General features: G+C 39.4%; 13 protein-coding genes. All 13 read right to left on the minus strand.

Annotated elements, in window-relative coordinates; all coding sequences use genetic code 11:
- Nucleotides 1-29: 29 nt before the first annotated feature.
- The 13 genes from yajC to nadB all read right to left on the minus strand — a co-directional run bounded on the left by yajC (nucleotide 30) and on the right by nadB (nucleotide 12,329).
- Nucleotides 30-293, minus strand: a complete 264-nt coding sequence (gene yajC / locus NIZ91_17920) for a preprotein translocase subunit YajC (protein ID USY54593.1) — start codon at nucleotides 291-293, stop codon at nucleotides 30-32.
- Nucleotides 294-364: 71 nt separating this feature from the next.
- Nucleotides 365-1,504: a tRNA guanosine(34) transglycosylase Tgt gene (gene tgt, locus NIZ91_17925; GenBank protein USY54594.1), complete on the minus strand. Its 1,140-nt coding sequence runs from the start codon at nucleotides 1,502-1,504 to the stop codon at nucleotides 365-367.
- Nucleotides 1,505-1,527: 23 nt separating this feature from the next.
- The gene (gene queA / locus NIZ91_17930) at nucleotides 1,528-2,556 is read right to left on the minus strand and encodes a tRNA preQ1(34) S-adenosylmethionine ribosyltransferase-isomerase QueA (GenBank protein USY54595.1); all 1,029 of its coding nucleotides are present in this window, start codon (nucleotides 2,554-2,556) and stop codon (nucleotides 1,528-1,530) included.
- Between the two features lie 27 nt (nucleotides 2,557-2,583).
- Nucleotides 2,584-2,784 carry a DUF2905 domain-containing protein gene (locus NIZ91_17935; GenBank protein ID USY54596.1) on the minus strand — a complete coding sequence of 67 codons (201 nt, stop codon included), beginning with the start codon at nucleotides 2,782-2,784 and terminating at the stop codon, nucleotides 2,584-2,586.
- The gene (ruvB, locus tag NIZ91_17940; protein ID USY57217.1) at nucleotides 2,781-3,782 is read right to left on the minus strand and encodes a Holliday junction branch migration DNA helicase RuvB; all 1,002 of its coding nucleotides are present in this window, start codon (nucleotides 3,780-3,782) and stop codon (nucleotides 2,781-2,783) included. The genes NIZ91_17935 and ruvB overlap by 4 nt, the downstream gene beginning before the upstream one ends.
- 19 nt (nucleotides 3,783-3,801) lie before the next feature.
- A complete protein-coding gene (ruvA, locus tag NIZ91_17945) occupies nucleotides 3,802-4,410 on the minus strand; it encodes a Holliday junction branch migration protein RuvA (protein ID USY54597.1) in 609 nt (202 codons plus the stop codon).
- Nucleotides 4,411-4,678: 268 nt separating this feature from the next.
- Nucleotides 4,679-5,185 (minus strand): intercompartmental signaling factor BofC, encoded by a 507-nt coding sequence (locus NIZ91_17950; protein USY54598.1) that lies wholly within the window; start codon nucleotides 5,183-5,185, stop codon nucleotides 4,679-4,681.
- 289 nt (nucleotides 5,186-5,474) lie between these two features.
- Nucleotides 5,475-6,200 carry a YhcN/YlaJ family sporulation lipoprotein gene (locus NIZ91_17955; GenBank protein USY54599.1) on the minus strand — a complete coding sequence of 242 codons (726 nt, stop codon included), beginning with the start codon at nucleotides 6,198-6,200 and terminating at the stop codon, nucleotides 5,475-5,477.
- Between the two features lie 97 nt (nucleotides 6,201-6,297).
- Nucleotides 6,298-7,197 (minus strand): aminoglycoside phosphotransferase family protein, encoded by a 900-nt coding sequence (locus NIZ91_17960; GenBank protein ID USY54600.1) that lies wholly within the window; start codon nucleotides 7,195-7,197, stop codon nucleotides 6,298-6,300.
- A 64-nt stretch (nucleotides 7,198-7,261) separates the two neighbouring features.
- A complete protein-coding gene (safA, locus tag NIZ91_17965; GenBank protein USY54601.1) occupies nucleotides 7,262-8,611 on the minus strand; it encodes a SafA/ExsA family spore coat assembly protein in 1,350 nt (449 codons plus the stop codon).
- A gap of 208 nt (nucleotides 8,612-8,819) precedes the next feature.
- Nucleotides 8,820-9,920 (minus strand): quinolinate synthase NadA, encoded by a 1,101-nt coding sequence (gene nadA, locus NIZ91_17970; GenBank protein USY54602.1) that lies wholly within the window; start codon nucleotides 9,918-9,920, stop codon nucleotides 8,820-8,822.
- Nucleotides 9,907-10,758, minus strand: coding sequence for a carboxylating nicotinate-nucleotide diphosphorylase (nadC, locus tag NIZ91_17975; protein ID USY54603.1), 852 nt, complete (start codon nucleotides 10,756-10,758; stop codon nucleotides 9,907-9,909). The genes nadA and nadC overlap by 14 nt, the downstream gene beginning before the upstream one ends.
- A 35-nt stretch (nucleotides 10,759-10,793) precedes the next feature.
- A complete protein-coding gene (gene nadB / locus NIZ91_17980; GenBank protein USY54604.1) occupies nucleotides 10,794-12,329 on the minus strand; it encodes an L-aspartate oxidase in 1,536 nt (511 codons plus the stop codon).
- Nucleotides 12,330-12,458 lie beyond the last annotated feature (129 nt).

Below are 12,458 nucleotides of genomic sequence, written 5' to 3' on the forward strand. Positions count from 1 at the left end.
CCTACAGCAATGTAGGAGCTTTTTCTATATTATGCTTCGCTACGGATTTCACGAATCGCAGCACGGTCAAATACCATCTTAGAACCGTCTGTTGTTTTCACAATAACTGTTCCCTCATCAATTGCCTCAACTAAAGCGTGCATTCCACCGATTGTGATGACTTTATCACCTTTCTTCAGCTCAGACTGCATTTGCTGTACAGCTTTTTGACGCTTTTGCTGCGGACGAATTAATAAGAAATAAAAGATGGCGAACATTAAAAGTAATGGCCATATTGCTTGGAAAATTTCCACAAAATCTCCTCCTTTAATCAATTTATCAACAGGTACTTATTCATATTCAAATGAAAAACTCCTGTAATGACCTAGAAATTTTTTGCATTTGGTCCGTTAAATCCATATTTATCAAAGAATTCATCACGGAAATCGCCTAAGCGATCTTCGCGAATAGCTTCACGGACTTGCTCCATTAAGTTTAGCAGAAAATATAAGTTATGGTAAGATGTTAATCGAATTCCAAACGTTTCATTAGAACGAATTAAGTGACGAATATACGCTCTTGAATAATTTTTACACGTATAGCAATCACAGTTTGGATCGATTGGGCCAAAGTCTTCTGCATATTTGGCATTTTTTACAACTAAACGCCCTTCGCTCGTCATTAATGTACCATTACGTGCAATACGTGTTGGTAACACACAGTCAAACATATCAATTCCTCGGATAGCACCATCGATTAATGAATCTGGTGAACCCACTCCCATTAGATAACGAGGCTTGTCCGCTGGCAGATAAGGCGTTGTAAATTCAAGCACGCGATTCATAACGTCTTTTGGCTCTCCAACAGATAGCCCACCTACAGCATAACCCGGGAAGTCCATAGAAACCAAATCAGAAGCACTTTGACGGCGTAAGTCTTCAAATTCTCCACCCTGCACAATACCAAATAATCCTTGGTCTTGCGGACGACTATGAGCTTTTAAGCAGCGTTCAGCCCAGCGGCTTGTACGCTCCACTGAACGTTTTAAGTAATCATATTCAGCAGGATACGGTGGACACTCATCAAATGCCATCATGATATCTGAACCAAGTGCATTTTGAATTTCCATTGCTCCTTCAGGTGATAAGAATAGCTTGTCACCATTTAAGTGATTGCGGAAATGCACGCCTTCTTCTTCAATACGTCGAAGATCGCTTAGACTAAATACTTGGAAACCACCTGAATCTGTTAAAATAGGACGATCCCAGTTCATAAACTTATGAAGTCCACCAGCTTTTTTCACAATTTCATGACCTGGACGTAGCCAAAGGTGATACGTGTTGCTTAAAATAATTCCTGCTCCCATTGCTTTTAAGTCTTCAGGAGACATTGTTTTTACTGTAGCAAGCGTACCGACTGGCATAAAAATCGGCGTTTCAAAAGATCCGTGCGGGGTATGCACAATACCAAGGCGTGCTCCGGTTTGCTTACATGTTTTAATATGTTCATAACGAATAGCTGTCATTAGTGTATTCCTTTCATGTTAAATTACAAGATTAGCATGGCATCGCCAAAACTAAAGAATCGATACTTTTCTTTTACCGCTGTTTCATATGCGCCGATGATATGCTCACGTCCAGCTAACGCGCTAACAAGCATAATAAGGGTTGACTTCGGCAAATGGAAATTTGTAATCATACCATCAATCGCTTTAAATTCGTATCCAGGGAAAATAAAGATGCTCGTCCAGCCCGATGAAGCTTTAAACACACCATCGTGTTCAGTTGCAATTGTTTCAAGCGTACGTGTAGACGTGGTCCCAACAGAAATAATTCGCCCACCTTGTTTACGTACTGAATTCAACAATGAAGCTGTTTCTTCACTCACTTGATAGTATTCCGCATGCATATCATGCTCTTCTAAATCATCTACGCTGACGGGTCTGAATGTTCCTAGGCCAACGTGCAGTGTTAAAAAGGCAATATGCACACCTTTCGCTTTAATTTCTTCCAGCATTTCTTCCGTGAAATGAAGTCCTGCTGTTGGTGCTGCAGCTGAACCTTGTTCACGTGCGAACACAGTTTGATAGCGTTCACGGTCATCAAGGCGTTCTTTGATATAAGGTGGCAGCGGCATCTCACCAAGCTGTTCCAATACTTCATAGAAGATTCCGTCATACTGGAATTCAAGCAGTCTTCCCCCCTGATTACTTACACCTTTACAAACGGCTGTTAAGCGGCCATCCCCAAACGAGATAATAGTTCCTTCTTTAACGCGCTTTGCAGGCTTTACAAGCGTTTCCCACATGTCACCTTCTGTTTGTTTTAAAAGCAGAACTTCAATATTAGCTCCCGTATCTTCTTTTGTTCCAAATAAACGGGCTGGTAACACACGCGTATCGTTCAATACAAGACAATCACCTTCTTGTAAATAATCAAGAAGGTCATGAAACATATGATGACGTACTTCACCTGTTTCTTTGTTTACTACCATAAGTCTTGATGCATCACGCTTTTCAAGCGGCGTTTGTGCAATCAATTCCTCTGGTAAATGGAAATCAAACAAATCTACTTTCATTTCATTCACCTGTTCCTACTAAAATAATTATTTAAATCGACCAATAAAAAAGAAAATAAGCGACAATAAAACGCTAATAATAATTGAAGTCACGATTGGAAAATAAAAGGTTGTATTTCCTTTTTTAATTAAAATATCACCAGGAAGTTTGCCGATAAATTGTAGCAAAAAACCGACCAATAGTAAAATACCGCCCATAATCATTATTAATTTAGGGAGCTCGTTCACTTCTCTGGCACCTCCATTTGGAAATGATCATACACAAGAGACGTCACGATGCGTCCCCTAGGCGTTCTTTGTAAGAAGCCAATTTGAAGTAAGTATGGTTCATATACATCTTCAATTGTGTGTGATTCTTCGCCAATGGTAGCAGAAATTGTATCTAATCCAACTGGACCTCCACGAAATTTTTCAATAATCCCTCTTAATAATTTATGGTCAATATGATCCAACCCTAAACGGTCAACTTGCAGCATCTCTAAAGCTTCTGTAGCAAGTTGAACGGTAATTTCACCATCACCTTTTACCTGTGCAAAATCACGAACGCGTCTTAAAAGACGATTAGCAATCCTTGGGGTCCCACGAGCCCTCCTGGCAATTTCATGCGTAGCTTGCGTATCAATGCCTACATTTAAGATAGAAGCTGTACGCTCTACGATAGATGCTAAGTCTTCTTCTTGGTAATATTCCAAGCGGCTTAAAACCCCAAACCGATCTCGCAGTGGTGATGAAAGCAAACCAGCTCTCGTTGTCGCTCCCACAAGCGTAAAGGGAGGCAAATCTAACCGTACGGAGCGAGCACTCGGGCCTTTCCCAATCACAATATCTAGACAAAAATCCTCCATTGCAGGATAAAGGACCTCTTCAACCGATCGATTAAGACGATGAATTTCATCAATAAATAACACATCGCCTGGCTCTAAGCTTGTTAGTACAGCAGCTAAATCTCCAGGACGTTCAATGGCTGGACCTGAAGTTGTGCGAATTTGCACGCCCATCTCATTGGCAATAATGGTCGCCAACGTTGTTTTTCCTAAGCCAGGAGGCCCATATAGCAGTACATGATCCAACGTTTCACTTCGCATTTTAGCGGCTTTAATAAAGATATCTAAGTGACTCTTTACTTTATGCTGACCAATATACTGTTGTAGAAATTGAGGTCTAAGACTTTGCTCTAACACTTCTTCTTCGCTAAGTGCATCGCCTGTCACAATACGATCGTCCATCATATTCCTCCTTCATTCGTTACTTAAGCAAACGCTTCAATGCTTCCTTAATATATTGATCCGTCGTCATCGACTGCTGCATTAAGGCTGGAACTACCTTGTTAATCTCTCGCTCTGCATATCCAAGGACTTTTAGTGCCTCAATAGCCTCATCTAAAGCTTCTGAGCTTTGTGATTTAACTTCTTGTTCGTCCATATCAGCAAATAGTGATGGCACTGCATCCGGTACGATGTCATGAAGCTTTCCTTTCAAGTCCAAAATCATTTGACGAGCTGTTTTTTTTCCTACTCCCGGAAACTTTACTAAAAACTTTTCATTTTCCTCTTCAATAGCCTGCACCACTTGAGAAGGGTTACCTGATGCTAGAATCGCCAACGCACCTTTTGGTCCAATACCTGACACGCTAATTAATTTCATAAATAGTTCTTTTTGTTCACGAGAATTAAAGCCGTACAGTGCTAAGATATCCTCTCGCACATATTGATACGTATAAATAATTTTCTCTTCATTATCAACAGAAAATACATAAGGATTTGGTGTAAATACCTGATAGCCCATTCCTTGATTTTCTATGACAACGTACTCTGGATTAATATATGTAATCACACCTCTGATATAATCAATCAACTAACTCTCTCCCTCTCACATGAACGAAGGCAGTCTACCCTCCTTGTTATCATCAAGTAGAGAACACTGCCCAGTTCATTCATCTATCTTCCAACTAAGAAGCCATGATAGTTTTAATTCCATAATTTCTGTTCATACTCTGTCGAACGTATAGCGCTGACTATTATTTTAACACAACCCTAAAAGTGAATAGAAGGAATTTGACGTAGAAATAAAAAGAAATCTGCTTTCAAGTTCTTACTGCTAGTTAGAACATAACAAAAAGCGGCTACTTGATAGAAGTAGGCCGCGAATTAAGCTCGTACATTTTATAAAAATTCATCAAGGATACATAGTCATCTTTCGTTTGAACACGAATCCCGTCTTTTAGCCGCTCTTCTTGATAACTCTCTAATTTTTCTACATCAATCTGAAAGAAAGATTGAATAATATTTGTAGAATTTACAGGTTTCCCTTCAAACGTAGATAATACTCCATTAACTGATAAGCCAACGTAGCCATTTTCTTTAAGCATTGGAGAAATATCGTCAACCGCCTTTCTCAGTACCACCTCTTCGTTTGATGCTTTAATTACTCTCCACGTAGAATAAGCATTTACTACTTCTTCTTTTGTCATGTACGGGGAATTTACGACCTCTTGACTAATAACTCCATCTACATACGTACGCTCCAAGAAAATAGTCATCGGGCGCTTAGCTTCCACTACTCCAGCTAAGCTTACTAAAAAGCTGCTGATGGTACATACAATGATTATTTGATGAATGGTTCGTTTCATCCATCATCACCTCACACATGTAATTTGTCACTTCATAAAGATGACTGAAAGAAGAATTTCTATTTATATCTTTTCCTTTCTTTCTTTTTTTATCCATTTCCTTAAATACACAAAGAGAAGCTATGATAAAACTAAATAAGCCATTCTCAAAGGAAAGTCAGGGCTCTTCTACAAGATTTAGCTTTTCAACTCGGTTTGCAAGCAAAAAAATATCCGAACGATGGTGAGTTAGCTCCCGGTCGTTCGGATATCTCGTTAGCTGGAATACTGAGTCCCAGTTCTTTTTTACTTAGCGGTTTTTACGATTAACATTCTCATCAATGGATTCATACAAACTGTTGATGTTTGTACGAATAATTCCATTATCTACACCGTTACGAATGTCATTATCAACATTACGTACGCTATTGAACATTCCGTTATCTACTTCAACTTGAAGGTCATACTTTTTCGCTAAAGGCTTTACTTCTTTTTGTACAGCCTTTTTAAGCTCTTCTTCGTTTACATTGCTGTTAGATGGATCGACAGCTACTAACATGCGGTTATCATCAACTACTGCTCTACAGTCTTTCACGCCGTTTACACCAGCTGCTTTGTCTGCTACTTTCTCAGTTAAATCTGCTGGATAAGCATTTGTATTTGTTTGCGTGAGGTTATTTCTACCATTGAGATGACCGTGATAATTCATGTCACTGTCACCGATGTTAGCATTGCTATAAAAACCATTTTTATTTGTAGATGGATTTTGATACGAATTAGTTGGGCTATCGTAACGCCCATCCGTTACGTTTAACGGAGCCGTTCGTCTATTGTTGTTTTCGTCGTCACCATCTAACATATCAGTTACAGGACCTTTTCCTTGATCAAGACGATGCTCATTTTCGTTTTCACTTGTATAGTAACCAACAGGTTCAGTATTGTCGTTATAACGCTGCTCCATGCCCTGATCACTTGTACAAGCCGTTAAACCAAACATACAACCTGCTGCTAATGATGAAATAATATACTTGTTCAATCGAAACTCCCCCTTTAAATGAGCCACCTTATAGCGGACTCATCATTAGGGTCTTAAAGTTGAGCATAATTTATGCTGTCAGTTAGCGGTAAACTCTTTAGATATTAGGGAATATACGCAATATCTCCCTATTTGTTAACTCAGCTTTTATAACCTGCTTTTCAGTCCATTTTTTTAGCTGAATAAGCTCTCTATATGAGGAGGATATGTTTGTTAAACGCGTGTACCAAGGTAACAAAATCATAGCTGGAAAGCACAGGGCAGCAATAACATAAGGCGAATCAAAAAGATGTGTCATCCCTCTTTCCTTTAGTAACTTTTCAATTGAAAAGTCTTCCTGTAATAAAAAACGCTGAGCTAATTGAATATAATCTGTAAAAAGTGTAGATTGAGCTGCACAATCAAAATCGATTAAATAATACTCGTTGTTAATTCCCCTTAAAAAATTATGAGAAGCCGTATCCCCATGGATGATTGTTTGCGGATGCTTTTGCTCTTCGCTTTCGTACTTGTGCATAGCGATTAAGCTGTTTTGGCATAAATCTTCAATAACTTTATACGTTCTTTTTCCAATGATGGACTCAATAAGTTTTTTGTGATGAATAAAACGAGCAAGTCGCTTTTGCCAAACATGAGTAAGTTCATACGTTGGAAATATGTCTTTTACATCATACCACGCAAGTGATGCGGCTTTATGATAAGCATGTAGTAGCTCAATAACTCCCTTTCGATGATTTGATTGTTCATACGAAGCTAATGACTTTGTTTGGAGGTAAGGCATAATTCCCCAAACACCTTCTCTCGCTTTAATTACAAGCTCTCCATTTGGAAATGGTTCAAAATTAACGGCAGCGTTAAATCCGTACTCGTTAAGTGCTTGAATAAATTGAAACGTACGATTGATTGTGCCTTCATAACGATACTTCTTTATTATTTTCATCCCTTGATTCGTGTGTAGATAAAAGACATGTGGCTTTTTTATATAGTATTGCTTCACGTGAACTCCTTTTTCTACTAAATAAAAAAAGAGGCGATGTATAGAGTCATCGCCTCTGCCGTTATTAATCTTCATCTTCTTCATAATCAGGTATATTAAATAAATTTGGATCAACTGCTGGATATGGAGGTGCCCCTATCATACCAAATGGGGGTCCATACGGGTCTGGATAAGGTGCCAAGCGCTGATCTTGGTACCCATATGGTATCTGTTGATATCCGTATGGTATCTGTTGATATCCGTATGGCATCTGTTGATATCCGTATGGCATCTGTTGATGTCCGTATGGCATGGGCTGAGGAGATCCACATCCACAGTCTTCTTGCGGTGGCTGATATGGCATCTGCATGCCCATTACACTATTGTTTTCCATCTCTGGAGATTCCATCATTTCCCCCTGTACCTGAGGCATCGATGGATACATTGGATACGCTGGTTGCTGGTACCCCCAAGGTGGTGGGCAAGGCGAGCATTGAACAGGACCACATGGCATATACGGATTCATCACTGGATAAAATGGCGCATTCGCAGCATGCATTGGCGCATTCCCAGCATGCATTGGTGCATTTGGATACTGCATTTGGCCAGCTACCATTTGGTTGTTTTCCATTGATTCTGCCGATTCCATTTCTCCTTGTACCTGCGGCATCTGCCATTGCTGTGGATATGCTGGGTATGCTGGATATGCTGGCGGCATTGGTGGTGGATAACACGGCATATAATGAAATCCACATCCAGGCATGACTGGAGAAATTGGTACAATTGGATAACAAGGCTGTTGAACTGGTGCTTCTATACTTTCCATCTCTGGACTTTCAGGCGACTCTACAACCGCTTCTACTTTTGGTTCTTCTTTTTTCGGCTGCTGCATCGCCATGTTTAACGTATAGTAATTATTAATGTCAATTTCAGGAGCGATTGGCTGAATCTTTGGAAGCTTTGGCATTTTAGGCATTTCTTTTTTCGGTGCTTCTTTTTTCGGCATTTCTTTCTTTGGCACTTCTTTCTTTGGTGCTTCTTTTTTCGGCATTTCTTTCTTTGGCGCTACTGGTGCTACCGGCGCTACTGGTGCTTCCTTTTTTGGTGGCGGAGCAATTGGCATCTCTTTTTTCATTGGTTGCATGCTCGGAGTTGGCGATGGTTCACTATCTATTTCAGTTACCGGATAAGCTTTCGTTGATTGGTCACTATATGGATGCTGGACTTTAGGCATTTCTTTAATCCCTAATGAGTTACCTTCATTCGTCACAGGTACTCCGCCAGTTGGTACTTTAATTTTCATTCCAGGCATAATCATGTCTGGATTGCTTAATTGTGAGTTCATTTTTTTAAGCTCTTCAAAGTTTGCGCCATATTTTTGAGCGATTTTCCAAAGGGTATCCCCTTTTTGGACAATATGGATTTTCAACGTCATTCCCCTCCCGAGTCGAGTATATTTCATCTATATGTGCGGAATCAAAGCAAGTTCTGTTTGTTCATCACAACATATGCCTTGAACAAGTATTTTATTCTTGATGCTTAAAAGTTTGGATTTTTTTATAAAAAAAAGATCCATCACCACAAATGTATGTGAAAGGATCTTTTTTATGCTTGTTTTTCAATTCTCATTTATTTTCGTATCTTTAAGTCATTGCAAGCATGTTGTTAAGTGCTTTTTGAGCCAGCACAGCTACTTCAGACTCCACTTTAATCTCATTAATTGGCATTCCCTTATCAATCATTTCTAAAGACCAAAGCAAGTGTGGAAGGTCAATACGATTCATTGTTAAACATGGACACATATAAGGATTTAATGAAATAACTTTCTTATCCTCATGAGTATGAATCAGTCTGTTAACCAAGTTCATTTCCGTTCCAATTGCCCACTCTGACCCTGCTGGTGCTTGTTTAATCGTATCAATAATATATTTGGTTGAACCAGCATAGTCAGACTGCTGTACAACATCATGCGTACACTCTGGATGAACGATAATATTCATGTTTGGATGCGTTTTACGTACATATTCAATATTTTTCACTGTGAAATTTTCATGAACAGAGCAGTGTCCCTTCCACAGGATGATTTTTACGTTTTCTATGTCACCATCAAAAACGAGCTCATTTTCAATTGGATCCCAAATAGCCATTTCATCAAGAGGTACACCTAGTTCATAAGCTGTATTTCTCCCTAAATGCTGATCTGGTAAAAATAAAATACGCTGCTTTTTAGTAAACGCCCACTGAACCACTTCTTTTGCATTAGATGACGTCACGGTTGCACCATGATATTTACCAACAAATGCCTTAATCGCCGCAGTAGAATTAACATACGTAAGCGGTACAATTGTGTCTCCAAACAGAGATTGCAAAATCGGCCATGCTTTTTCAGTTTGTTGAATGTCGGCCATATCAGCCATAGAACATCCTGCTCTCATATCAGGTAATACAACTCGTTGATTACTCGTTGTTAGAATATCCGCCGTTTCGGCCATAAAATGAACACCACAGAATACGATGTAAGCAGCTTTTTTATTTGCTGCGGCCATTTGAGATAGCTGCAAGGAATCTCCTACCGCATCTGCAAACTCATAAACTTCGTCCTTTTGATAATGATGCCCTAATATGTAAAGCTGATCACCAAGCCTTTGCTTAATGACTCTAATTCTTTTTTTCATCTCTTCATCTGACATCGTTGAATATTCAAGGGGTAGTGTCTGAGTCTTTAATGTTTCAAACAAGTTCATGGTTCATTTCCTCCACGTTTAAACTAATATCAAGCGACTGCACAGAGTGGGTTAGAGCTCCTAAGGAAATATAATCTACACCCGTGTCTTTATATGAAGCTATGTTATTTAACGTCATCCCACCAGAAGCTTCTGTCATGATATGATTTGGTACAAGGGAAATCCATTCCTTAATTGTTTGTGGACGGCAGTTATCAAACATAATAACATCTACATCTGCTTCCACCGCTTCTTTTAGCTGTTCAAGGGTCTCTATCTCAACTTCTATCTTTACCATTGGTCCAACAGATTCTTTCACTTTTAAAACAGCTTTTTTAATAGAACCTGCATACGCAATATGATTGTCTTTTAACATGACTCCGTCGTATAGGCCAAACCGATGATTTACTCCGCCTCCCATGCGAACAGCATACTTCTCTAACCCTCGAAGTCCAGGCGTCGTTTTACGCGTATCACAAATCTGTGTGTGCGTACCTTCCATCATTTTTCTCGCTTGAAAAGTCATTGTTGCAATACCACTCATGCGTTGAATAAGATTTAAAATAACGCGCTCTCCTGTTAAAATTGCTTGGATCGGTCCATGAACCTTTGCAATGATATCCCCAGCTTTAACATGTTCCCCGTCTCTTTTATACAGCTGAACTTCCGCTTGTTGATTTATTAGGTAAAAGCCTTCTGCAATAATACTATCACCCACAAAGATCCCACTTTGCTTAGCAACAATTTCAGCGTATCCCGTTTCGTGACGTGAAAAAATGGCTTCACTCGTCAAATCTTGATCTCCAATATCTTCAATGAAAAATTGATGAAGTAGTGTTTTAATCTTTAATGCATTCACAAAATCCCCTCTTTTCTGTCATTAATTATGCATATTTAAGCCAGTACACCCTCTAAAGAATGAATAATCTTTTGTTTCTCCCAACTATGTTCCTTATATGGGAAATCAGATCGATAGTGAGCGCCTCTGCTTTCACATCGATTTATCGCTGAAGATGCTATAAGCTTTCCAAGCTTTAGCATTGCCATTCGCTGTCTTTGTTGCTTTGAATATGAAGTTACGACTTTAAGCCTTAACAAATTCAGCTCATGTTCAAACCAATTTATTGCCTCCTGTAGACCAGCTGCATTTCTAATTATCCCTACGTGCTGCATCATAACCGCTTGAATATCTACTTGGTTCATAGTGAAAGATTCCTCAAACCTTGAAACTTGCTCGTCTACTTTATAGTCTATGACTTGACGACTTTCTGTTGATAGGATATGTTCCCCTACTCGTCTACCGAATACGATACACTCTAACAACGAGTTGCTTGCTAAACGATTTGCACCATGCACCCCTGTACAAGCTACTTCTCCTACAGCATAAAGATAAGGAATAGTCGTTTCTCCATGCTCGTTAACCTTTATTCCCCCCATCAAAAAGTGGGCTCCCGGTATGACTGGTATTCTTTTTTGAGAAAGGTCAATATTTGCTTTTTGACAAAGAGCTTTTATTGTTGGAAAGCGCTCATTAAACTTTTCTACCTCACTAATATCTAAAAAGACGTCTTTTCCTCTTTGCATTTGTTCAAAAACTGCTCTGGCTACAATATCTCGTGAAGATAGGTCTTCAAACGGCTGAATTCCTTTCATGAAGTACTCTCCATCTTCAGTTACGAGCACACCACCTTCACCACGCACAGCCTCTGATACCAATCCAACTGCATGATTCCCCTTTCGCAATAGCGTAGGGTGAAACTGAATAAATTCTAAATCTTCAAGTTCTGCTCCTGCATCATAAGCCAGCATCACCCCTTCTCCAGTGGCATGAACATGATTGGATGTATACTGATACAAGCCGCCAATTCCGCCAGTAGCCACTACAACGTGCTCTGCCAAATACGCTTGCATCTGTCCTCTTCTTCCTTCTCCAATGGCTCCAATGCAGCCTCTGTCGTCACAAATTAGCTTCTGAATGACTTGATGCTCTATGATTTCAACATGAGGTAATACTCGCTTCTTTAAAAATGAAAATAGCAAAGCACCCGTTTTATCTCCTCCTGCATGCAAGATTCGATTTAATCGATGAGCTCCTTCTCGACCAAAATGAAAATCTCCATTTTTCAACTGATCAAACTTCATTCCATCAGCGATAAAGTCCCATACGCAGCTAACACCTTCTTTAGCCAGTATATGTACTGTTTCTTCAATGCAGTGGCTACTTCCAGCTGCTAACGTATCATAAGCATGCTCTTGCCAGCCATCATGGTTTCCTACTGCCGCTGCAATTCCTCCCTGTGCCAATATAGAATTGTTTTCTTCTATACGCCCCTTTGTTACCATCGTGACTTTTTTATATGGATACAAAGCATAAGCCGTAGCTAAAGCTGCCAATCCACTCCCAATAATTAATACGTCCGTCTTATGCATGCTTCACCTCTTATACTTCTGTTCATTTTCAAAACAAAAAATAAGACATTAACTTTACATGTGTCTTGACACCTATATTTACATATTATTAAATAAAAGACAAGATATTTTTTATTTTTAAGAAAAGAG

Source organism: Bacillus sp. 1780r2a1, assembly GCA_024134725.1.
GTDB classification, from domain to species: domain Bacteria; phylum Bacillota; class Bacilli; order Bacillales; family Bacillaceae_H; genus Priestia; species Priestia aryabhattai_A.